This window comes from Delftia sp. 11MD, from assembly GCF_050907895.1.
In the GTDB taxonomy this organism is placed as follows: Bacteria; Pseudomonadota; Gammaproteobacteria; order Burkholderiales; family Burkholderiaceae_C; genus Comamonas; species Comamonas tsuruhatensis.
In genome coordinates this window covers 1,786,359-1,808,824 of the sequence record NZ_CP194333.1, presented here as the reverse complement: position 1 = coordinate 1,808,824, position 22,466 = coordinate 1,786,359, and the positions used below count along the sequence as shown (strand labels likewise).

The 22,466-nt window shown below is 68.1% G+C and carries 15 protein-coding genes; 9 read left to right on the top strand and 6 right to left on the bottom strand.

Annotation, left to right across the window (positions count from 1 at the left end; all coding sequences use genetic code 11):
* Positions 1-2 precede the first annotated feature (2 nt).
* Positions 3-338, top strand: a complete 336-nt coding sequence (locus ACRSCF_RS08125; RefSeq protein WP_012206837.1) for an SMR family transporter — start codon at positions 3-5, stop codon at positions 336-338.
* 27 nt (positions 339-365) lie between these two features.
* Here ACRSCF_RS08125 and ACRSCF_RS08120 read toward each other — a convergent pair whose 3' ends face one another.
* From ACRSCF_RS08120 to ACRSCF_RS08110, 3 genes are all read right to left on the bottom strand, one after another.
* Positions 366-2,012, bottom strand: a complete 1,647-nt coding sequence (locus tag ACRSCF_RS08120) for an acyl-CoA synthetase (RefSeq protein ID WP_034364211.1) — start codon at positions 2,010-2,012, stop codon at positions 366-368.
* Positions 2,013-2,483: 471 nt separating this feature from the next.
* The gene (locus ACRSCF_RS08115; RefSeq protein WP_034364160.1) at positions 2,484-3,956 is read right to left on the bottom strand and encodes a hypothetical protein; all 1,473 of its coding nucleotides are present in this window, start codon (positions 3,954-3,956) and stop codon (positions 2,484-2,486) included.
* A gap of 3 nt (positions 3,957-3,959) precedes the next feature.
* Entirely contained in the window at positions 3,960-5,297 is a 1,338-nt protein-coding gene (locus tag ACRSCF_RS08110; RefSeq protein WP_034364162.1) for an SPFH domain-containing protein, read from the bottom strand.
* Positions 5,298-5,563: 266 nt separating this feature from the next.
* Here ACRSCF_RS08110 and ACRSCF_RS08105 point away from each other — a divergent pair, with 266 nt between their 5' ends.
* From ACRSCF_RS08105 to ACRSCF_RS08085, 5 genes are all read left to right on the top strand, one after another.
* Positions 5,564-6,289, top strand: a complete 726-nt coding sequence (locus tag ACRSCF_RS08105; RefSeq protein WP_016447581.1) for a response regulator transcription factor — start codon at positions 5,564-5,566, stop codon at positions 6,287-6,289.
* Positions 6,286-8,502 carry a sensor histidine kinase gene (locus ACRSCF_RS08100; RefSeq protein ID WP_212646512.1) on the top strand — a complete coding sequence of 739 codons (2,217 nt, stop codon included), beginning with the start codon at positions 6,286-6,288 and terminating at the stop codon, positions 8,500-8,502. Before ACRSCF_RS08105 ends, ACRSCF_RS08100 begins: the two co-directional genes overlap by 4 nt.
* 41 nt (positions 8,503-8,543) lie before the next feature.
* The gene (gene dnaG / locus ACRSCF_RS08095) at positions 8,544-10,580 is read left to right on the top strand and encodes a DNA primase (protein WP_016447583.1); all 2,037 of its coding nucleotides are present in this window, start codon (positions 8,544-8,546) and stop codon (positions 10,578-10,580) included.
* A gap of 260 nt (positions 10,581-10,840) precedes the next feature.
* Positions 10,841-13,276: an RNA polymerase sigma factor RpoD gene (gene rpoD / locus ACRSCF_RS08090; protein ID WP_016447584.1), complete on the top strand. Its 2,436-nt coding sequence runs from the start codon at positions 10,841-10,843 to the stop codon at positions 13,274-13,276.
* Positions 13,277-13,428: 152 nt separating this feature from the next.
* Positions 13,429-13,908 (top strand): CYTH domain-containing protein, encoded by a 480-nt coding sequence (locus ACRSCF_RS08085; RefSeq protein ID WP_016447585.1) that lies wholly within the window; start codon positions 13,429-13,431, stop codon positions 13,906-13,908.
* A gap of 115 nt (positions 13,909-14,023) precedes the next feature.
* On the opposite strand, the gene ACRSCF_RS08080 is transcribed toward ACRSCF_RS08085, so the two are convergent.
* Positions 14,024-14,530 (bottom strand): GNAT family N-acetyltransferase, encoded by a 507-nt coding sequence (locus ACRSCF_RS08080; protein ID WP_244387914.1) that lies wholly within the window; start codon positions 14,528-14,530, stop codon positions 14,024-14,026.
* 78 nt (positions 14,531-14,608) lie between these two features.
* Positions 14,609-16,117, bottom strand: coding sequence for a PLP-dependent aminotransferase family protein (locus ACRSCF_RS08075; RefSeq protein WP_016447587.1), 1,509 nt, complete (start codon positions 16,115-16,117; stop codon positions 14,609-14,611).
* Positions 16,118-16,273: 156 nt separating this feature from the next.
* Here ACRSCF_RS08075 and gabT point away from each other — a divergent pair, with 156 nt between their 5' ends.
* The 3 genes from gabT (at position 16,274) to ACRSCF_RS08060 (ending at position 20,174) form a co-directional block, all read left to right on the top strand.
* Positions 16,274-17,602, top strand: a complete 1,329-nt coding sequence (gene gabT, locus ACRSCF_RS08070) for a 4-aminobutyrate--2-oxoglutarate transaminase (RefSeq protein ID WP_034364165.1) — start codon at positions 16,274-16,276, stop codon at positions 17,600-17,602.
* 31 nt (positions 17,603-17,633) lie between these two features.
* The gene (locus tag ACRSCF_RS08065; protein ID WP_203400547.1) at positions 17,634-19,091 is read left to right on the top strand and encodes an NAD-dependent succinate-semialdehyde dehydrogenase; all 1,458 of its coding nucleotides are present in this window, start codon (positions 17,634-17,636) and stop codon (positions 19,089-19,091) included.
* Between the two features lie 105 nt (positions 19,092-19,196).
* Entirely contained in the window at positions 19,197-20,174 is a 978-nt protein-coding gene (locus tag ACRSCF_RS08060) for a ketopantoate reductase family protein (protein ID WP_244387913.1), read from the top strand.
* Here ACRSCF_RS08060 and ACRSCF_RS08055 read toward each other — a convergent pair.
* Positions 20,162-22,342, bottom strand: coding sequence for a TonB-dependent receptor domain-containing protein (locus tag ACRSCF_RS08055; RefSeq protein WP_244387912.1), 2,181 nt, complete (start codon positions 22,340-22,342; stop codon positions 20,162-20,164). The genes ACRSCF_RS08060 and ACRSCF_RS08055 overlap by 13 nt on opposite strands.
* Between the last annotated feature and the right edge of the window lie 124 nt (positions 22,343-22,466).

Here is a 22,466-nt window from a genome sequence, read left to right as displayed (position 1 = left end):
GCATGGCGTCCAACTACCTGTACCTGGGCCTGGCCATCGTCGCCGAGGTGGCGGCCACCTCCTGCCTCAAGCAGTCCGAAGGCTTCACGCGGCTGTGGCCCAGCGTGGTCACGGTCCTGGGCTACGCGCTGGCCTTCTACTTCCTGTCGCTGACGCTGCGCACCGTGCCCACGGGCGTGGCCTATGCGATCTGGTCGGGCGCGGGCATCGTGCTGATCTCCCTGGTCGGATGGCTCTGGCAGGGCCAGACGCTGGACCTGCCCGCGCTGGCGGGCATGGGCCTGATCGTGGCGGGCGTGCTGGTCATCCAGCTGTTTTCCAAGACGGCCGGACACTGAGCCGCTGCCCGCCCTGCGGCCTGGCCATCAGCCCGTGATGGCCTGGACCGATCCGGCCTGGCGGCGCAGCTCGAACTTCTGGATCTTGCCCGTGCTGGTCTTGGGCAGCTCGCCAAAGACCACGGCGCGCGGCACCTTGTAGCCGGCCAGGTGCTTCTTGCAGTGGGCCACGATGTCTTCGGCCGTGGTCTGCGCGCCGGCCTTCAGCTCGATGAAGGCGCAGGGCGTCTCGCCCCACTTGGGATCGGGCTTGGCCACCACGGCGGCGGCCATCACGGCCGGGTGGCGGTAGAGCACGTCCTCGACCTCGATGGACGAGATGTTCTCGCCACCCGAGATGATGATGTCCTTGCTGCGGTCCTTGATCTGTATATAGCCGTCCGGATGCTGCACGGCCAGGTCGCCCGTGTGGAACCAGCCGCCGCGGAAGGCCTCGTCCGTGGCCTGCGGGTTCTTCAGGTAGCCCTTCATGGCGATGTTGCCCTGGAACATGATCTCGCCCATGGTCTGGCCGTCATGGGGCACGGGCTCCATGGTCTCGGGATCGAGCACGCTGGCCGAGCGCTGCAGGTGGTAGCGCACGCCCTGGCGTGAATTGAGGCGCGCGCGTTCGCCGATGTCCAGCCCATCCCAGGCTGCGTGCTTGGCGCAGACCGTGGCCGGGCCGTAGACCTCGGTCAGGCCGTAGACATGGGTGATGTCGAAGCCCAGCTGCTCCATGCCCTCGATCATCGACGCCGGCGGCGCCGCGCCCGCCACCATGGCCTTGACTCCGGCGGGCACGCCCTCCTTCATGGCGGCCGGCGCGTTGACCAGCAGGCCGTGCACGATGGGCGCGCCGCAGTAATGCGTGACGCCGTGGTTGCGGATGGCGTCGAAGATGGCCTGGGCCTCCACCCGGCGCAGGCAGACATTGACCCCCGCCCGTGCCGCCACCGTCCACGGAAAGCACCAGCCGTTGCAATGGAACATGGGCAGGGTCCACAGGTAGACGGCGTGCTTGGGCATGTCCCACTCCAGCACATTGCTGATGGCATTGATGGCCGCCCCCCGGTGGTGGTAGACCACGCCCTTGGGGTTGCCCGTGGTGCCGCTGGTGTAGTTCAGCGCAATGGCGTCCCACTCGTCGGCGGGCAGCTGCCAGTCGAAACCGGCATCGCCGCCGGCCACGAAATCGTCGTAGTCCAGGCTGCCCACCTGCTCGGCGGCCGGGCCGTACAGCGCGTCCTCGACCTGGATCACCAGCAGCGGCGCGCTGCGCTGGCGCAGCTTCAGCGCCTTGGCCACCACGCCCGTGAACTCCGGGTCCACGATCAGCACCTTGGCCTCGCCATGGTCCAGCATGAAGGCGATGGTTTCCGCATCCAGCCGCGTGTTCAGCGCATTGAGCACGGCCCCCGCCATGGGCACGCCGAAATGCGCCTCCACCATGGGCGGCGTATTGGGCAGCATTACGGCCACGGTGTCGTTCTTGCCCACGCCCGCCTTGTGCAGGCTGCTGGCCAGTTGGCGGCAGCGCGCATAGGTCTCGCCCCAGTTGCGGCGCAGCGTGCCGTGGACCACGGCCAGCCGCTCGGGATAGACCTCGGCCGTGCGGGCGATGAAGCCCAAGGGGCTGAGCGGCGCATGGTTGGCGCTGTTGCGGTCCAGGTGCTGGTCGTAAATGTGGGTCATCGTGGTCTCCGGTTCGCTGGGGTTCTTGGTGTGATGCAGGTCTGCCATTGCAGACTGGCGAAACCTGAAGATATAGCAAGACAGGCTTACACAAGCTTGATGCGAGACCACCGGGCGCGCCACCGCACAGGCCCGGATAACCAAAGCGGCATGCATGGTCTTTGCAGGGCATCACAACTTTCAGAATTTCATGGAAATTGAAAATACTCATGCAAAACAATCACTTGACCAGCCTGCAGACGCACCTCCGACTGTCCCCCAGGCGACTACACAACCACAGTCCTCTATAAGACATCATTTATCAGATGACTCGGCCGCACGGCCCCGGCTTCACTCGTAGAATCGCCGCTTGGATTCGCCGGCCAGCGCCGCTGGAAGGCGAACAAGGAGTTCCTAGAGGAGTCGCCTGGCAACGCTCCAGGCATCGTTGGAGACGAGCCTGCACCCCACCGGTGCAGGCTTTTTTTTGCTTCAGCGCAGGCTCAGGGACTGGCGCTTCCAGGCCGGGTCCTGCCAGCGCTGGAACAGCGGCAGGGCGGACACATCGCCGGTCACGCGCTCGGTGGCCAGGCCGTCCAGCCGCACCACTTCGAAGCTCTTGCGGTAGCGGCCCTGGCCACGGGCCTCGCGCGCCACCAGCATCAGCTGGCCGCCAGGCACCCAGCCCGCCCATTCGGCCACGCCGGTCTCCGGCGCGGTGGCGGCGGGGGGAAGCACATCGGCCAGCCAGCCGCCTTCGGTCTTGCGCAGCACCCACAGTTCGCGCCAGCCTTCCAGCGGCTGCACGGCCAGGGCCACGGCCGTGCCCTCGCGGTTGGTGCTGGCCGATGCAGCCCACACCAGGCCATAGGTGCAGCGGCGCAGCAAAGGGGCCTTGGCGCCGTGCTGGGCGTCCACCAGCAGCACGCAGGTTTCGCCGGCAGCACCGGGCTCGGTCAGCAGCGTCGGGCGGGCTCCGGCAGCAGGAGCCGCAGCAGCAACAGGCGCCAGCGCCCAGCGCACGGCGCTCACCCGCATGGCCGCGTCGTTGTAGGCGCTCTGGTCTTCATCGGGCAGCTCGGACTTGCTGACGCCCGTGAACTCGGCCAGCGCCCGGGCGGCCGATGCAGCCACGGCAGGGTCGGCCATGCGTTTGCGCGCCTGCTGAAAGGCCAGCGCGCCCCACACGCTGGCGCGGCGCATCTGCACGCGGCCGCGCAGGTAGGGCGGCAGGCCGGTCACATCCACGCGCTCCAGCACATCGGCCTGCCAGGCGTACAGGCGGGCGCGCTCATGGGCCGGCAGATCGGGGTCCACGCATTCGGGCCGTGTCAGCGCCAGGGCGGCGCGGGCGCGCTGCGGCGCGTCGGCGGCCGGCATGGCGAGCACGCGGCGGAAGAATTCCCCTTCGTAGCAGACCTGCATGCGGCCTTCGACCTCATGGGTCGCAAAGCGCAGGCCGTAGCCGCTGGCCACATCCAGGTGGGCCGACAGCGTGGCGCCCGAGGTCTTGCCGGGCGCAGCGGCGGAGGCGCGCCGCGCCAGCCGGTCGGCAAAGCCGCCCAGTGCGTCGAAGGCCTGCGCGCCTTCGGCGCCAGCCAGGGTCCTGGCGGGCGCGGCCTGCAGGTAGGCGGCCGCCAGGCCGATGCCCAGCGCCTCGGCACCGGGCGTATCCTGCACGAAGCGCAGCACGGCCAGCAGCGCGGGGGCATCGGCCTCGGTCAGGGCCACACGGCGCACATCGCTGGCGCGGATGAAGCCGCCGCGCTCGCGCTTGTGGTCCCAGACCTGGAGGTAGTCCAGGCGTTCGCCCCTGATCTCCAGCACCTCGCCCTGCCACAGGCTGGCCTGCTGCTGGGCGCCATCGCGCGGCGCGGCGCGCAGGCTGGCCTGGTCCTGCACCACGATGGCGCTGCCCATGCCGGTGGCCAGCGCTGCGGCGGCCAAGGTCGATACGGTCAGCATGGCTTATTGCTCCTGAACGGCTGCGTTGGCATCTTCGGCCGCCACGGAGGCTGCGCCGGCCTGTGCATTGCGGCTGCCGCCCAGCAGGGCCGCGCCGATGAAGTCGCCATTGGTCGGCGGGGGCGCGATGATGACCTGGATCTTGTCCGAGAGCTTGTCGGCCAGCGTCTTCTGGATGAGCAGCGGGTAGCGCGTGACCAGGGTGCCTTCGCGCGCCATCTGCTCGGCGTTGACCTTGCCCAGGCGGTCCATGCGGAAGGCCTCGGCCTCGGCCAGCTTCTGGCGTGCATCGGCTTCGCCATTGGCCTCGATGCGGCGGGCCTGGGCGCTGCCCTCGGCAGCTTTCACGCGGGCCACGCGCTCGGCCTCGGCCTCCAGCTGGCGCTGCTCGATCTGGCGCTGCTTGAAGGGCAGCACATGCTTCATGGCCTCTTCCTGGGCACGCGCCGCAATCACCTGCTCGCGTGCGGCGGCTTCGGCGGCCACTTCGCGGCGCACCTTGTCGGCATTGGCATCCAGCTCGGTTTCCTTGACGCGCTTGTCCTTGAGCTCCAGCGTGTAGCGCATCTTCTCGGAGGCCAGCTCCTCGGCCAGCAGGCTGTCCATGCCGCGGCGGTACTCGGCGGGCAGGTCCACCTTGCCGATCTGGATGCTGCGCAGCGTCACGCCGTCGGCCGCCAGGCGCGTGCGCAGTTCGGTTTCCATGATCTGGGCGATCTCGGCGCGCTTGGTCGAGAAGATCTCGCGCACGGTGTAGCGTGCGAACACCTTGTAGACCAGGCCCTGCACGGCGGGCTCCACGATGTCGCCGCCTATGTCCAGAGGCAGGTTGCCGGCCTTGACGGCGGGCGATGCGGGATCAAGCGCATAGCGCACGTTCAGGTCCAGACCCAGGGACAGGCCCTCGACCGACTGCAGGGGTGCGCTGCCATTGGCCTGGCGCATGGCCTCCGGACGGTAGCTCTGGTCGCGCAGGGAGAACACGCGCACCGTGTGCAGGCCCGGAACCACCCACACGCTGCCATCGCGCCACAGGCTGACGGAGCCCGTGAACTGGTTCAGGCGCACGCCCAGCGTGCCCTGCTCCAGGTGCTGCACGGGCGGGTTGCGCACCACCACCAGGCCGGTCGCCACCACCACGGCGCCGATGGCCAGCCAGCGCACGGTACGTGCCGTGGGCAGCAGGACTGCCCAGTCCACGGGCTGGCGGCGGGGCGCGTTGCCCGGCAGCGTGCCGGCGTCGGCTGCAGGCTCGGAGGAATCGGCGGTGCCGGCTCCGTCCAGGCGGGCGGACTTGCGGCCCGTCAGGGCCTGCATGATGCGGTTCCAGGTGGCTTTCATGGTGTTCTCTCTCTCGGCTGTGATGGCTGTTGTTGGCTGTTGTTGGTTGTTTCTGAGGCACCGGAAACAGGGGTGGCTCATTGAGGACCGATTGTTCGGATCCACCCCGGAAGCAACAACGCAGCGCACGGACCAAAGCGCTCACACCGGCGGCGCAAACGCTCCGGCCCCGGAAGAAAAACTCACACCCGGGCCGGCGCAGGGCCGAGATAATCCCGCGAACACCGCCACGGCGGCCTCCCCCGACCCCACCCCTGCACAGCCCCATGACCCGTATCGCCGTGATCGAAGACGACCTGCCCACCAGCAACCAGTTGGCGGGATGGATACGCAGTGCGCGCAGCGGCATCGTGATCGACCAGTGGTTCACGCGCGACGAGGCCGAGGCCGCCCTGGCGCGCGAGCACTACGACGCCGTGGTGCTGGACATCGAGCTGGGCCGCGAGCGCCATGCCGGCGTGGCCCTGATCAACGCCATCAACAAGCTGGGCCAGGGCACGCCGGTGCTGGTGGTGTCGGCCATGCCGGCCGCCATCTACCGCAGCATCATGAAAGCGCTGGACGCCTGGGACTACCTGCAAAAGACCACCTTCGAGGAGGCGGACTTCATCGAGACTTTCCTCGACATCCTGCGCACCACGCAGCGCGCGGCGCCCGTGGCCGCGCAGGCCGCCGCAGCGCCCGCAGGCGATGCCCTGGTGCTGGACCCGCTGTGGCAGCGCACGCCCACCTGGCGCGGCGAGCGCATCAACCTGCCGCTGACGGCCCAGCGCATCCTGGCCACGCTGCACCAGCGCAGCGGCGAAGTGGTGTCCTACGACGAGCTGTTCGAGGTGGTCAAAAGCGGCCGCAACCGCGACAACGTGCGCAAGCACGTCAGCACCATCCGCGAGGCCCTGCGCGAGGTGGACCCGGGCTTCGAAGGCATAGAGAACGTGCCCATGCGCGGCTTTCGCTGGGTGGGCCAGGCCGGCGCCGCCGCCCGCGCATGAAGCGCCTGCTCAACCCCAAACTGGAGCTGCCCCGGCTGGAAGTTCCGCGCCTGGGCCTGGCCGCCTTCCGCCAGCGCATCCTGCTGCGCGGCGTGTTCGTGCTGCTGGCCGTGGCCACGGTGGCGCTGAGCGTGGTGGTGCTCAAGGACGAGAAGGAACGCGCCTGGCAGGCCTACCAGCACGGCTTTGTGCGCAGCCAGGCCGAGGTCATGGCGCGGCTGCGCCATCCTTCGGGACGCTTGGCCCTGCTCAATGCCGGACACCTGGGCCAGGGCGTGACGCCGCTGGCGCCGCTGCTGCTGCCCTACGCGGCCATCGACTTCGACGATCCGCAAAAGTCCCAGCAGGCCGTGGAGATGGCCGGCTGCTCGGTGCAGTATCCCGATGGCGCCTCGCTGTGCGCGGCCATCGGCAACAATCCCTACGCAGGCGGCTTCATCTATCTGGTGGGCAGCTTCTTCGCAGGCGAGCTGACACCGCGCGAGCGCGGCTCGCGCGAGCCCGCCCAGGCGCACCGCGCCCGCATCACGCTGGACATGCGCGGCAGCACCTACCGCTGGATCGCCCCCTATGAGGCCATGCCGCAGCAGGGCAGCAGGGCCGGCAACGGCGAGCACGGCCGGCTCACCGGCTTTGTGGACAACGGCACGCCCCAGCTTGACGCCCGCGCGCGGCCCGTGCGCGATTTCCGTGGCTGGCTCTGGCAGAACGGCCATTGCCGCGACCTGCCGCCTGGCGTGCAGGGCCATGCGGGCAATGACAAGACGCCCCCTGCAGCCGATTGCCTGCGCCGCACGCACTACTCCATCCGCCTGCCGGTCGAGCTGTTCCGCGAGGCCCTGTTTCGCAGGGACGTGCGCCCCGTCTGGCCGCCCGAAGACCTGGGCAGCATGCGTGTGCGCGTGGAAATGCTGGCCCCGGGCGAGGCGGCCGCGCCCCTGTTCGACAGCAATGCGCCGGGGGCGCAGCTGGCCGCCTCGCTCAACGACATCTCGCGCAGCCTGCTGCCCGGCGAGCGCGTGCAGATCCGCAAGGTGGGTGCCGACGAGGCCAGCGCCATCACCCTCAAGGGCGTGGATGTGCAGGCCGCGCCGTCGGCGCCCTGGCTGCTGCGCCTGATCAGCTGGCTGCCGCTGCATGCGGCCGGCGTCTCCGCCGCCACCATGACCCCGGCCGTGCCCACGGGCCAGGACATTCTGGACACGCCCACGGGCAACTACACCGTCAGCTTCACCGGCCACCCGCGCGATGTGGAGCAGGGCCTGGCCGCCGTGGCCACGCGCCTGTCCTGGTACCTGGGCGCCATGCTGGCCGCCATTGCGCTGGCCTGGCTGATCGTCGAGCTGGGGCTGATCCGCCGCGTGACCGCCCTCACCCGGCGCGCCGCCGCCGTGTCGTACAACGTGCAGGACGGCCATGTCGGCCCACGCCTGGGCGACCTCGAAGTGTCGGACCTGCGTGGTTCCGACGAGCTGGGCATTCTGGCCGGCGGCCTGGCCGACCTGCTGCAGCGCGTGAAGGACGACCTGCAGCGCGAGCAGCTGCGCGCCCAGCAGGAGCGGGACATGTGGCATGCCGTGGGCCACGAGATCATGTCGCCCCTGCAATCGCTGATGGTGCTGTACGGCCCCGACGACCCCGGCCACCGCTATGTGCAGCGCATGCAGCAGGCCGTGCATGTGCTCTACGGCACGGCATCGCCGGCCGAGGCGCTGCAGGCCGCCACCGTGCCGGAGGGCCGGCTGGACCTGGACGCCTTCCTCAGCCACGTGGCGGCCAACGCGCACTATGCGGGCATTGCCGATGTGGTCTACGAAGGCGGGAACAAGAGCGGGAGCGCGGGAGCCGCCGGCGCCGTGATCGTGCGCGCCGACGAATTTGCCCTGGAGGACGTGGTCACCCACATCCTGCGCAATGCCGACAGCTACCGTCCGGCCGGCACGGCCATCACGCTGTCGCTGTCGGCCTCCGAGTCCACCGCCAGCGCCACGCTGCACAACCAGGGCGCCACCATTGCGGAGGACCTGCTGGAGCGCATCTTCGAGCTGGGGGTGTCCGCGCCCCAGGAGCCTTCTGCCGCCAGCGGCGCCGAGCACCGGGGACAGGGCCTGTTCGTGGCCAGGACCTACATGGCCAAGATGGGCGGCACGATCAGGGCCCACAACACGCGCGATGGCGTGGCCTTCACGCTGACCTTCCAGCGCCTGGGCTGAGGGCCGGGCGCTGCCGGCCAGTGCCCCCGGGGCACGGCCGGATGGCCCCGCGAAGGCACAATACGCGGGTGTCCATTCCCCAATCGTTCATCCAGGAGTTGCTCGCGCGCGTCGACGTGGTCGACATCGTGGGCCGTTACGTACAGCTCAGGAAGGGCGGCGCCAACTTCATGGGCCTGTGCCCTTTCCACAGCGAGAAGTCGCCTTCCTTCACCGTCAGCCCCAGCAAGCAGTTCTATCACTGCTTCGGCTGCGGCAAGAACGGCAACGCCATCGGTTTTCTGATGGACCATGCCGGCATGGGCTTCGTCGAAGCGGTTCAGGATCTTGCCGGCCAGGTCGGCCTGCAGGTGCCGCAGGACGACATCAGCCCGGCCGAGCGCGAGCGCCAGGCCGCCCAGAAGCAGAAACAGGCCACTCTCACCGACGTGCTGGAAAAGGCCGGCGAATCTTTCCGCAAGCACCTGAAGGCCTCCCCCCAGGCCATCGAATACCTCAAGCGCCGCGGTGTCTCGGGCGAGACCGCCAGGCGCTTCGGCCTGGGCTACGCGCCCGCCGGCTGGCGCAACCTGGCCAGCGTCTTTGCGCATTACGACGATCCGCAGCTCGAAGAATCGGGCCTGGTCATCGTCGGCGAGGACGACGGCAAGCGCTACGACCGCTTCCGCGACCGGCTGATGTTTCCCATCCGCAACGTCAAGGGCGAGTGCATAGGCTTCGGCGGCCGCGTCTTCGGCGACGAGAAGCCCAAATACCTGAATTCGCCCGAAACCCCGGTGTTTCACAAGGGGCGCGAACTCTACGGCCTGTTCGAGGCCCGCACCGCCCTGCGCGACATGGGCTATGCGCTGGTCACCGAAGGCTATATGGACGTGGTGGCCCTGGCCCAGCTGGGCTTTGCCAACGCCGTCGCCACGCTGGGCACGGCCTGCACGCCCGATCACATTCACAAACTGTTTCGATTTACTGACGCCGTCGTTTTCAGCTTCGACGGCGACGGGGCGGGCCGGCGCGCCGCGCGCAAGGCGCTCGATGCGGCCCTGCCCTATGCCAGCGACACGCGCAGCGTCAAATTCCTCTTCCTGCCCGCCGAACACGACCCGGACAGCTTCATCCGCGAATACGGCAGCGAAGCCTTTGCCCGCTACGTGGGCGACGCGCTGCCGCTGAGCCGCTTTCTCATCGAGGCGGCCAGCGAAGGCTGCGACCTGGGCCAGGCCGAAGGCCGTGCCCACATGGCCAGCAATGCCCGCCCCCTGTGGACGGCCCTGCCTGACGGCGCGCTCAAGCGCCAGCTGCTGGGCGAGATCGCCGAACTCGTGCAGCTCGATGCGCGCGACCTCTCCGACCTGTGGTCGCAGGAAGCCGCTCGCAGCGGCCCGGCGCGGGGCTCCATGGCCGGCGGTGCTTCCCATCCGGGCCAGCAGGCCGGCCATGCACCGGCCGCGCCCGACTGGGGCCAGCCTGTCGAATACGGCGCGCCTTCGGGCTGGCACGAGCGTGGCGGCCATGGAAGCGGCGCGGGCGGCTGGCGCAGCGGCGAGCCCGGGCGCGGCGGCAAAAAGCCCTGGCCGCGCAAACCCTGGGACAAGAATGGCCGGGCCGACTTCAACCCGCCCCCCATGGGCCCGCGTGGCGCGCCAGCCACACGCACCGACCAGGCGGCACGCCTGCTCATGGCGCACATGGAATTCATGGAAGAACTCACCCACGAGGACTTCGAGGCACTGGCGCACTGCTCAGGCGAACATGGCGCCATGTTCCGCTGGATGGAGGCACAGTTCCAGGAATCCGGGGCCCGGCCCTTTGCCGTGCTGCGCGAACAACTGCGCGGCCTGCCTCACGAAACGCTGGCAGACAGGCTCATGAGCGGCCCCCACGCGCATCCCGAGGGCGAACTGCCCGAGCTGCGCCGTGAGTTGCGTGATGTCCTCAATCGCATGGTCATCGTCCACATCAAGGCCCAGATCGACGAAGCCTTGCGCGACATGGCACGGGACCCCAGCGCCGCCCAGCGCTATCGCGATCTCTTTGCCCGACAGCAGGCCCTGGAAAACCAGATGCGCACTTCCTCTTGAAATCGAGGTAAGCAGATATAATTGGGGGCTATCGGCAAGAGCGACAGCAGCACCTCCGGACCGGGCCCCGTGACGAACTCACGTGATTGCAGCAACTGCACGGCCCAATTTCCCGCAAGGACTGCACACCAAATGATCGCCCAGACATCTTGCCTGGAATATGTACGCTTCCCTGGCGGGCCTAGTCCGTCCGCGCGCGCTTAGGCGGCGCTTGTTTGAGTTTCCCTTTGTGTGTGTTCGCTCCCGACCGTGAGGTGCTCATGCCCGTTTCAAAGTCCGTGAAGTCCAAGCAGGCCCCCGAAGCTCCAGCGAAGCCCAAGACTTCGACAACCTCTTCAGCCCCGGCCGTCAAGGCCGGTGCCGGCAAAGCCGCTGCAGGACCGAAGAGCGCCGCATCTGCGGCCAAAGCAAAGAAAGATACCGACGTGGTAACCAAGTCCCAAGCCGAACTCAAAGCCATGGCCGACGAACTGCTCGCCGCCGCGACGCCCAAGCGTGGCCGCAAGAAGGCAGCCGAAGGCGACGACGCCCCCGCCCAGACAGAAAAGAAGCCTGCTGCCGCCAAGAAGGCGCCGGCCAAGGCCGCCACCTCCACCGCTGCAGCCAAGACTCCCGCCAAGCGCGGCCGCAAGCCCAAGGCCAAGGAAGCGGGCGACGACATGGACGACGCCGACCTGTCGGACATCGATGGCGACATCGATGGCGAAGTGGAAGGCGAAGTCGAGACCGAAGTGGAAGTCGAGGTCGAGGCCTCCTCGGCCCCGGCTGAAAAGGTCAAGCCCCTGCGCATGAAGATCAGCAAGGCCAAGGAACGTGCCTTGATGAAGGAATTCGGCCTGGACGAAACCGTCCTGACCGAAGAGGAAATGTCCACCCGCCGCCAGCGCCTGAAGGCGCTGATCAAGCTGGGCAAGACGCGCGGCTACCTGACGCACAGCGAAATCAACGACCACCTGCCCGACAAGCTGGTCGATGCCGAGACGCTGGAAGTCGTGATCTCCATGCTCAACGACATGGGCGTGGCCGTCTACGAGCAGACTCCCGACGCGGAAACCCTGCTGCTGAACAACACGGGCCAGTCCGCCACCACCGAAGAGGAAGCCGAGGAAGAGGCCGAAGCCGCCCTGTCCACGGTGGACTCCGAATTCGGCCGCACCACCGACCCCGTGCGCATGTACATGCGCGAAATGGGCACGGTGGAGCTGCTGACGCGCGAAGGCGAGATCGAAATCGCCAAGCGCATCGAAGGCGGCCTGATGGACATGATGGAGGCCATCTCGGCCTCGCCCGCCACCATCGCAGAAATCCTGGCCATGTCCGAGGAAATCCGCGAAGGCAAGGTCGTCATCTCCACCATCGTCGACGGTTTCGTCAACGCCAATGAGAACGACGACTACGTGGCCGAAGAAGACTTCGACGAATACGACGAAGAGGACGACGACGACGGCAAGGGCGGCTCCAAGGCACTGACCAAGAAGCTCGAAGAACTCAAGAACGAGGCGCTGCGCCGCTTCGACGCCATGCGCGAGAACTTCGACAAGATGCACAAGGTGTACGACAAGGAAGGCTACGGCACGCCCACGTACATCAAGGTGCAGAAGGCCCTGACCGAAGAGCTGATGACCATCCGCTTCACGGCCAAGACCATCGAGAAGCTGTGCGACCTCGTGCGTGCCCAGGTCGATGACGTGCGCAAGAAGGAACGCGAGCTGCGCAAGATCATCGTGGACAAGTGCGGCATGCCGCAGGAAACCTTCATCGCCCAGTTCCCGCCCAACCTGCTGAACCTGCAGTGGGTGGTGGAGCAGGTCGCGGCGGGCAAGCCCTGGAGCAGCGTGCTGGAGCGCAATGTCCCGCCCGTGCAGGAACTGCAGCAGAACCTGATCGACCTGCAATCGCGCGTGGTCGTGCCGCTGGACGAGCTCAAGCGCATCAACAAGCGCATGAACGACGGCGAGCGCGCCAGCCGTGACGCCAAGAAGGAGATGATCGAGGCCAACCTGCGCCTGGTGATCTCCATCGCCAAGAAGTACACGAACCGCGGCCTGCAGTTCCTGGACCTGATCCAGGAAGGCAACATCGGCCTGATGAAGGCCGTGGACAAGTTCGAATACCGTCGCGGCTACAAGTTCTCGACCTATGCCACGTGGTGGATCCGCCAGGCCATCACGCGCTCGATCGCCGACCAGGCGCGCACCATCCGCATCCCGGTGCACATGATCGAGACCATCAACAAGATGAACCGCATCTCGCGCCAGCATCTGCAGGAGTTCGGCTTCGAGCCCGATGCGTCCATCCTGGCGGCCAAGATGGAGATCCCGGAAGACAAGATCCGCAAGATCATGAAGATCGCCAAGGAGCCGATCTCCATGGAAACGCCGATCGGCGACGACGACGATTCGCACCTGGGCGACTTCATCGAGGACACCAACAACACCGCTCCCGTGGACGCCGCCATGCAGGCCGGCCTGCGCGACGTGGTCAAGGACATCCTCGACGGCCTCACCCCGCGCGAAGCCAAGGTGCTGCGCATGCGCTTCGGCATCGAAATGTCCACCGACCACACGCTGGAAGAAGTGGGCAAGCAGTTCGACGTCACGCGCGAACGCATCCGCCAGATCGAGGCCAAGGCCCTGCGCAAGCTCAAGCATCCGAGCCGCTCGGACAAGCTGCGCAGCTTCATCGACTCGCTGTAAGGCGCTGTGGATGCCGCCCCCCGGGCCGGCAACCGCCCCCCCCTGGAAAGCCCCGCACTCCCCTACGGGGCTTTTTGTTTGTGGCCGGCCATCTGCCGGGCAGGGCGATGGTGGCGCGATAGACTGCCGCCTTTGTCTGCAAGGGCATCAGCATGGCTCTCGAAATCGAACGCAAATACCTTGTGGCCGACCCCGGCGTCGTGACCGGCCTGACCGGCGTGCGCATGGCGCAGGGATACATCGCCGACAACGGCATGTGGGTGCGGGTGCGCATCGCCGGGGACGCCGGATTTCTCACGCTCAAGGGGCCGGCACGCGGCATGAGCCGCGCCGAATTCGAATACCGGATTCCGCTGGCCGACGCCGAGACGCTGCTGGCCCAGCACTGCGCGCATGGCGCACTCGAAAAGGTGCGCTACATCGTGACGGTGGACGGCTTCGACTTCGAGGTCGATGTATTCGAAGGCCCGCTGGCCGGGCTGGTCACGGCCGAGATCGAACTGGCCAGCGAGGATATCCAGCCGCCCTCGCCCGCCTGGCTGGGAGCGGAGGTCACCGCTGATCTTCGCTACAGCAACGCGCAACTGGCCAAGACCCGGCAGGTGCCTTCACCGGCCGTGCTGCCGGGCTGATGCAGGACGGCCTTGTGGACGCCCCGGGGCTACGGGGGGGGCTACACGGGGGCCACCAGGGGGCGACAGAGGCCGCAGGGACTGACTGCCGGAACTTCCTGCGCTGTGCAGCGGTTCAGCCGCCGGCCCGGTCCAGGGCCATCGTCTGCACGCGCAGTTCGCAGCCCTCGCGCAGCGGCTGCAGCCCGCCCACAGGCCGGAAGCCGTTCGCCAGGTACAGGCGCATGGCGGGAGAGTCGGCATCGGTCACACCCAGCCGCACACGCTGCATGCCCTTGTGCCAGGCCCAGGCGACGGCCTGGGCCAGCAGGGCTTGGCCCGCACCCCGGCCACGCACGGCGGGATCGACCCACATCTGGAAGAGATCGGCCACGCCGGGCTCGGGGGCACACAGCTTGCACCAGAGCAGGCCGCAGGCCTGGCCGCCGTTGACGGCGAAGAGCACCCTGTCCCAGCCGCCGGCAACGGCGGCCTGCAGCCGCACAGCCCAGTCCGCGTCAACCCTTGCGGCCTCCGACTCCCAGGTGCTGCCGAAGGCGTCGGGCGCATCGCGCAGGGCACGCAGGCGGATATCCCGGTACTGCGGCCATTCATGGGGTTCAACGGGGCGGATGGAGATCATGGTGCATCCTTAGGCAGACAAAAAAGGGTTGGCGTCGGGAGCCAAGGCGGCGCCCGGCCGGATGGTCCGGCCCGGGCCTCAGCGCCGGCCATGCCGGGCTCCGAGCACTGCCAGCATGCGGAAGAAGGCTGCGCCTATCTCTTCCTCGGAAACGCAGGCGTACCCCAGCAGCAGGCCACGCCGCCGGTGCGGACCCGCGTAGTAGCGCGACAGCGGCTTGACGAAGATGCCGGCCTGCCGGAGGTCCTCGGCGAGCACGACATCATCGTCCTGCCCGGGCAGCTGCATCACGAAATGCAGCCCCGCGCCGCTGTCCACCCAGGGCAGGTGGTCGGCGCCCAGATAGCGCTCGATCAAGGCCATCAGCATGCGGCGGCGCTTGCCGTAGAGCAGGCGCATCTTGCGGATGTGGGCGGCGTAGTGGCCTTCCACGATCAGTTCGGCGATGACCTGCTGCGGCAGCTGGTGACCCTCTCGGTACAGCTCTGAATGGATGCGGCGCAGCGGCTCGGCCAGGGTCGGGGGCAGCACCATGTAGCCCATGCGCAGTCCCGGGTAGAGGGTCTTGCTGAAGGTGCCTATGTAGATGACGGGCGCGTCCTCCTCCATGCCCTGCATGCTGGGCACGGGGCTGCCGGAGAACCGGAATTCGCTGTCGTAGTCGTCCTCGACGATCCAGGCACCCACCCGGCGCGCGTAGGCGATCAGCGCGCGGCGCCGCGCCATGCTCATGACGGCGCCCAGCGGGTACTGGTGCGAGGGAGTGACGAAGATCAGCCGCGGCACGGGCAGGCCGTCCGGCAGATGCATGCCCTCCTCGTCCACTGGCACGCTGTGCAGGCTCAGCCCGTGCTGCATGCGCAACACGTTGGCGATGCCCCAGTAGCCCGGCTCCTCCATCCAGACGCAGTCGCCAGGGTCGGCAAGGCTGCGCACCACCAGGTCGATGGCCTGGTGCACGCCTTCTGTGATCAGCACCTGGTCGGCTGCGCAGTTCACCGAGCGCGCCACGCGCAGGTGCTCGGCCAGCGCCTGCTTGAGCGCCTCCACGCCGCCGCGCGTGCCATAGGTGAGCAGCTGCGGCCCGGCGTGTCGCAGCAGGCGGTTGTGGATGCGCGCGTAGGCGGCGCGCGGGAACTGCGTCACGTCGGGCACGCCAGGCATGAAGGCGCCCCATTGCTGCTCCGAAGCCTGGGCGGTTTTCAGCAAGGCCTGTGCCTGCACGGACAGGCCGCCGCCAGGCGCAGGCGCTGCGGCGGCAGCGCGGCGGGCGGGTGCACGTCCGCCGCTCAGCAGCATGGCCGCAGGCAGGGTGTCGACCACCTGCGTGCCGCGCCCGACCTGGCTGCGCACATAGCCCTCCACCTGCAGCTGCTCATAGGCATGGTTGACGGTGTTGCGCGACACATCCAGCTCGCGGGCCAGGTCGCGCGAGGCCGGCAGGCGGCTGCCCGGCAACAGGGCCCCGCTGTCCACGGCCTGGCGCAGCGCCAGGTACAGGGCCCGGTTCAGGCGGACGCGGTCCCCGCCCAGCCCGCGCCAGTCCATCTGGAGGATGAGGTCCGCGCACACGGAGGGTTTTGCCATATCTGCGTTGCCTGCGTTGCCTGCGTTGCCTGCGTTGTGGAAGCGATGGTGGCGAACTCGATTGGCACCATCATCTTTTCAAAAGATGGCTCCATTCATGGAACCAATCGCCACTATAACCGTAAGCATTGCAGCCACCTCAACGGAGACCTTCCCATGTCCAGCGCCGCCACCAACGACACCACCAGAGCCTCGTCCGTCAACCAGCAACTCCAGAGCCGGCGCACCGCCGCCATGCCGCGCGGCGTGGGCGTGATGTGCGGCTTCCACGCCGTGCAGGCCGACAACGCCTTGCTGACCGATGCCGAGGGCCGCCAGTACATCGACTTCGCGGCCGGCATTGCCGTGCTCAACACGGGCCACCGCCATCCGCGCGTGGTGCAGGCCGTGCAGCGCCAGCTGGAGTGCTTCACGCACACGGCCTTCCAGATCGTTCCCTATGAAAGCGCGATTGCGCTGGCCGAGCGCATCAATGCACTGGCGCCCATCGACGGCCCGGCCAAGACCGCCTTCTTCACCACGGGCGCCGAGGCGGTGGAAAACGCCGTCAAGATCGCCCGCCATGCCACGGGCCGCTCGGCCGTGATCGCCTTCCAGGGCGCCTTCCACGGCCGCACCCAACTGGGCATGGCGCTGACGGGCAAGGTGGCGCCCTACAAGCAGGGCTTCGGCCCCATGCCGGGCGAAGTCTTCCACGCGCCCTTTCCCAGCGATGTGCAGGGCATCAGCGTGCAGCAGTCGCTGGACGCCATTGCCATGCTGCTCAAGACCTCGGTGGACCCGCAGCGCGTGGCAGCCATCATCGTGGAGCCCGTACAGGGCGAAGGCGGCTTCAACCCCGTGCCTGCCGCGCTGTTCACGGGCCTGCGCCAGCTGTGCGACCAGCACGGCATGCTGCTGATCGCCGACGAGGTGCAGACCGGCTTTGCACGCACGGGCAAGCTGTTTGCCATGGAGCACTACAGCGTGCGGCCCGACCTGATCACCATGGCCAAGAGCCTGGGCGGCGGTCTGCCGATCTCGGGCGTGGTCGGCCGCGCGGCCATCATGGACGCCCCCCATCCCGGCGGCCTGGGCGGCACCTATGCCGCCAACCCGCTGGCCGTGGCCGCGGCCCATGCCGTGCTCGACGTGATCGATGAAGAACGGCTGTGCGAGCGCGCCCTGGCACTGGGCAGCCAGCTGCGCTCGCGCCTGCAGGCATTGCAGACGCAGGATGCCGGCATCGCCGAAGTGCGCGGCCTGGGCTCGATGCTGGCCGTGGAATTCCACATTCCCGGCAGCGGTGCGCCGGACGCGCAGCGCGTGGCCGCCATCGTCCAGCGTGCGCAGCAGCAAGGCCTGCTGCTGCTGACCTGCGGCCTGTACGGCAACGCCATCCGCTTCCTCTATCCGCTGACGATTCCAGAGCCGCTGTTCGGCAAGGCGCTGGACATCATCGCCAACGCCATCACCCAGACCGCGCCCCAGCCGGTCGCGGCCTGAATCCATTCCACAGCCTGAGCCTTCCCGCACCATGAGTCTTTCACTGCAACGCCCCGATCTGTTCCGCCAGGCCTGCCTGCTTGCCCAGGGCTGGCACCCCGTGGGCTCCGGCCCCGCCATCGATGTCTTCAACCCCGCCACAGGCGAGCGCCTGGGCCAGGTACCCGCCCTGCAGGCCGGCGAGGCCGAGGCCGCCATTGCCGCCGCACAGCGCGCCCTGCCCGCCTGGGCCGCGCTGACGGGCAAGCAGCGCGCCGGCATCCTGCGCCGCTGGTTCGACCTGATGCTGGCGCACCAGGACGATCTGGCGCGGCTGATGACGCTGGAGCAGGGCAAGCCCCTGGCCGAGGCGCGCGGCGAGATCGCCTATGCGGCCTCCTTCATCGAATGGTTTGCCGAGGAAGGCAAGCGCGTGGACGGCGAGCTGCTGCAGTCGCCCAACGCAGGCCAGCAGCTGCTCACGCTGCGCGAGCCCATTGGCGTGTGCGCCGCCATCACGCCCTGGAATTTCCCGGCCGCCATGATCACGCGCAAGGCCGGCCCGGCGCTGGCCGCCGGCTGCACCATGCTGGTCAAGCCGGCCGAAAGCACGCCCTTCACGGCCCTGGCCCTGGCCGTGCTGGCCGAGGAGGCCGGCATTCCCGCCGGCGTCTTCCAGGTGCTGACCGGCCATCCGCAGGACATCGGCCAGGCGCTGACGCAAAGCCCCGTGGTGCGCAAGCTCAGCTTCACGGGCTCCACGGCCACCGGGCGGCTGCTGATGCGCCAGTGCAGCGACACGGTCAAGAAGCTGTCGCTGGAGCTGGGCGGCAATGCACCGTTGATCGTGTTTGACGATGCCGACATCGACCAGGCCGTGGCCGGCATCGTGGCCTCCAAGTTCCGCAACGCCGGCCAGACCTGCGTGTGCGCCAACCGCATCTATGTGCAGGATGGCATCCACGACGAACTGGCTCGCCGCCTGGCCCGTGCCATGGCGGGCTTCAAGGTCGGCAATGGGCTGGAGCCCGGCGTGACCCATGGCCCGCTGATCAACGAGGCGGCCGTGCAGAAGGTGGAAAGCCATGTGGCCGATGCGCTGTCCAAGGGCGCGCGCCTGCTGGCGGGCGGCAGGCGCCCGGTGCCGGGCCAGCTGTTCTTCGAGCCCACGCTGCTGGTCGATGTGAACGACAGCATGCAAGTCTGCGAGGAAGAGACCTTCGGCCCGCTGGCGCCGCTGTTCCGCTTCCATGACGAGGACGAGGTGGTGCGCCGCGCCAACGACACCATCTACGGCCTGGCCGCCTATCTGTTCACCAACGACAACCGCCGCATCTGGCGCGTGTCGCGCGCGCTGGAGTACGGCATGGTGGGCATCAACACCGGCCTGATCTCCAACGAGGTCGCGCCCTTCGGCGGCGTCAAGCAGTCCGGCCTGGGCCGCGAGGGCTCGCGCCACGGCATCGAGGAATACCTGGAGACCAAGTACCTGTGCCTGCAGACGGCATGAGGGCTGCCTGACGTCTGCAATGGCACCCGGCAGGGAAGACGGCATGGGCCTTCGACGGCAGCCTGGCTAGACTGGGCGCCATCAAAGGCCCATCCGATCTGCACCATGGACGCTTCTTCCGCCCGCCTCCCCTCTCCTTCCGAACCGCTGCGCATCGCCGTCATGGGCGCAGGCGCCGTGGGCTGCTATTTCGGCGCGCTGCTGGCGCGCGCCGGCCACCAGGTCACGCTGATCGGCCGTCCCGCCCATGTGCAGGCCGTGCAGCAGCATGGCCTGCGGCTGGAGACGGCGGCGCTGGACATCCAGGTGCCCATGCAGGCATCGACCGAGGCCAGCGCCGTGCGCGATGCCGATGTGGTGATGTTCTGCGTCAAGTCCACGGCCACCGAGGAGGCAGCCCGCGAGATGCAGCCGCACCTGGCGCCGGGCACCCTGGTGCTGACCATGCAAAACGGCGTGGACAACGACGAGCGCGTGCGCGCCGTGCTGGGCCCGTCCGTGGCCGTGGCCGCCGCCGTGGTCTACGTGGCCACGGCCATGGCCGGCCCCGGCCATGTGCGCCATTTCGGCCGCGGCGAGCTGGTCATTGCGCCGTCCGCACTCAGTGAACAGGTGGCCCTGCAGTTTGGCAAGGCAGGCATTGCCGTGCAGGTATCGCCCGACGTGCGCGGCGCGCTGTGGGCCAAGCTGGTGATCAACTGCGCCTACAACGCGCTGTCGGCGCTGTGCCAGCTGCCCTACGGCCCGCTGGTGCAGTCGCCCGGCGTGACGGACGTGGTGGACGACGTGGTGGCCGAATGCCTGGCCGTGGCCAGGGCCGACGGCGTGGCCCTGCCCGGCGACGTGCCCGCTGCCGTGCGCGGCCTGCCGGCCACCATGCCGGGCCAGTTTTCGTCCACCGCCCAGGACCTGGCGCTGGGCAAGCCCAGCGAAATCGATCACCTCAACGGCTACGTGGTGCGGCGCGGCGAGGCCCTGGGCGTGCCCGTGCCGCTGAACCGCACGCTGCAGGTGCTGGTCAGGCTGGCCCCTTCACGCATGCAGGCCAGCCAGGCGCCCCGGAACCCGCCTCAGAACTCGTAGTTGGCAGACACCCACAGGCGGCGGCCTTCCTGGTTGTTCGCGTAGCGGTTGCCAAAGATCACGGTGCCCTGGACCTGGCCCGGTACGTTGTAGGGCTGGTAGTCCACGAAATCCTTGTTGAACAGGTTGTAGATGGCCGCGTTGATGGTGAACTGCTTGCTCACGCGGTAGCTGCCGCCCAGGTGGAACTGGGTATAGGCCTTGTAGTTGCCCAGCGCGGCCTTGGCGGCCTGGGAGCTGGCGCTGGTGCCGGGGTCACGGTAGCGCTCGCTGCGGTACTCGGCGCGCAGCCACAGGTTCCACTGGGCACCCGGCTCCCAGTTCAGGCGGGCGTTGAGCGCGTGCCTGGGTGTGTCGCTCAGCGGGTTGCCACGGTTGGGGCCGCTCTTTTGCTCGCTCTTGGTGAAGGTGTAGTTGGCGCTGGCGTTCCAGCCGCGCGCCAGCGGCATGCGCGCACTCAGCTCCAGGCCGCGCGTGACGGCCTCGTCCACGTTGATGGACTGGCCGAAGGCATCCACCAGCGGCCAGTCGCCGAAGCTCACGCAGCCGGGGCGATTGGGCGCTGCCGCAAAGTCGCAGTTGATCAGGCCCGGGCCGCTGGTGATCTTGTCCTTGAACTCGTTGTTGAACACCGTGGCGCTGCCCGCAAAGCCCGTGGGGCTGTCGAAATAGACGCCCAGTTCGGTGGTGCGGCTGGTTTCGGGCTTGAGGTTGGGGCTGCCCACCAGCGGCAGGCGGCCCTGCTGGCCGAAGCCGTTGATGCCGGGCGCCAGCTGCTCCACGCGCGGCGTCTTGTAGCCGTTGCTGACGCCGCCCTTCACGGTCCACTGCGGCGCGGCATTCCACACGCCGTAGATGCGCGGGCTGAGCTTGCCGCCGAAGAGGCTGTGGCGGTCATAGCGCGCGCCCATGGTGAGCTTGAAGGCGTCGGTCAGGCTCCATTCGTCCTCGGCAAACAGGGCCTTCTGCGTGAAGGCGAACTTGTTCGGCGCCACGCCGTCCTTCATCTCGGCATCCCACCACTGGCCGCCCAGCGTGGTCAGGTGGGCACCCCAGGGCAGGACCAGCTTGCTGTCCAGCACCTTGCTTTCCACCTCCAGCGTGCGCGCGGCACCTGGCGTCGCGCCCGGGGTTCCCCGGGGAATGGTCCGGCCGATGGTCTCGGTCCGGTTGACCATGAAGCTGGTGTCCCAGGTTCCGAAGCCGTAGCGACCGGTATGGGCCAGCGTGAGCTGGTCACGGTTGTATTTCTGCTCGGGGCTGTAGCCTCCCGTGCCCAGCGTGCCCAACTGGCCCTGCGAGTTGTCATAGGTCTGGCGGCCCGAGTCCAGGTCCAGCGTGATGTCGTGGTACCTGTTGGGCGTGAGCGCCAGGCGCAGGCCCAGGTTGTTGATCTCGGACTTGACGGGGTTGCCGCCCATGATGGGAACGGCTGGCTGGCCGTTGGCGCCCGCATAGGTGATGTCCGAAGCGGCCCGGCGCTGGGTGCTGCCGCGGATCGACAGGCCCAGCAGGTCCTCCTTGATGGGGTCGCTCAGGTAGAACTTGCCGGACTTGATATCACCGAACTCCGACTCTTGCTGCAGCGTGTAGTCGGCGCTGACGCTGCCCGTCCAGGTCTTGCCGACCTTGCGCGTGATGATGTTGATCACGCCGCCCATGGCGTCGGAGCCGTAGAGCGTGGACATGGGGCCGCGGATGACCTCGATGCGCTCGATGGCACCGATGGGCGGCATGAAGCTGGTCTGCGTCTCGCCAAAGCCGTTGGGCGTGACATTGCCGGCCGAGTTCTGGCGGCGCCCGTCGATCAGCACCAGCGTGTAGTCGCTGGGCATGCCACGGATGCTGATGTTCAGGCCGCCGGTCTTGCCCGCGGGGGCGCCTACGTCGATGCCTTCCACGCTCTCCAGCGCGTCGGTCAGGCTGCCGAAGCGGCCCTTGGCCAGTTCCTCGCGCGGAATGACGGTGATGGAGGCCGGCGCCTCCTTGATGTCCTGCTCGAAGCCCGAGGCAGAGACCACGACTTCGCGCAACTCGGTGGCGGCAGCCGCATTGCTTTGCGATGGGGTCTGTGCCGATGCGGCACCCGAAGCACAGATGGCGGCCACCAGGAGGGCCAGAGGGGAAGGACGCGACGGAAGAACGCCGCGCAGATCGCGATACGACATGCAAACACTCCAGAAACGGAAAACGGGCTGTGAGGCCCGTGCAACTCGCTTTGAAATCTTTGGTTATGCGATGGGATGGGGATATGTAACGAAATTATATGAACATTGAGAATCATTTCCATTC

Coding starts and splice junctions, on each gene's coding strand:
- ACRSCF_RS08120 (WP_034364211.1), bottom strand. CDS start 2,012: ATGACCCACATTTACGACCAGCACCTGGACCGCAACAGCGCCAACCAT.
- ACRSCF_RS08075 (WP_016447587.1), bottom strand. CDS start 16,117: ATGGCAAAACCCTCCGTGTGCGCGGACCTCATCCTCCAGATGGACTGG.
- ACRSCF_RS08085 (WP_016447585.1), top strand. CDS start 13,429: ATGGCTCTCGAAATCGAACGCAAATACCTTGTGGCCGACCCCGGCGTC.
- ACRSCF_RS08065 (WP_203400547.1), top strand. CDS start 17,634: ATGAGTCTTTCACTGCAACGCCCCGATCTGTTCCGCCAGGCCTGCCTG.
- ACRSCF_RS08080 (WP_244387914.1), bottom strand. CDS start 14,530: ATGATCTCCATCCGCCCCGTTGAACCCCATGAATGGCCGCAGTACCGG.
- ACRSCF_RS08105 (WP_016447581.1), top strand. CDS start 5,564: ATGACCCGTATCGCCGTGATCGAAGACGACCTGCCCACCAGCAACCAG.
- ACRSCF_RS08055 (WP_244387912.1), bottom strand. CDS start 22,342: ATGTCGTATCGCGATCTGCGCGGCGTTCTTCCGTCGCGTCCTTCCCCT.
- ACRSCF_RS08060 (WP_244387913.1), top strand. CDS start 19,197: ATGGACGCTTCTTCCGCCCGCCTCCCCTCTCCTTCCGAACCGCTGCGC.
- rpoD (WP_016447584.1), top strand. CDS start 10,841: ATGCCCGTTTCAAAGTCCGTGAAGTCCAAGCAGGCCCCCGAAGCTCCA.
- ACRSCF_RS08125 (WP_012206837.1), top strand. CDS start 3: ATGGCGTCCAACTACCTGTACCTGGGCCTGGCCATCGTCGCCGAGGTG.
- ACRSCF_RS08115 (WP_034364160.1), bottom strand. CDS start 3,956: ATGCTGACCGTATCGACCTTGGCCGCCGCAGCGCTGGCCACCGGCATG.
- ACRSCF_RS08110 (WP_034364162.1), bottom strand. CDS start 5,297: ATGAAAGCCACCTGGAACCGCATCATGCAGGCCCTGACGGGCCGCAAG.
- ACRSCF_RS08100 (WP_212646512.1), top strand. CDS start 6,286: ATGAAGCGCCTGCTCAACCCCAAACTGGAGCTGCCCCGGCTGGAAGTT.
- dnaG (WP_016447583.1), top strand. CDS start 8,544: ATGGCCCCGCGAAGGCACAATACGCGGGTGTCCATTCCCCAATCGTTC.
- gabT (WP_034364165.1), top strand. CDS start 16,274: ATGTCCAGCGCCGCCACCAACGACACCACCAGAGCCTCGTCCGTCAAC.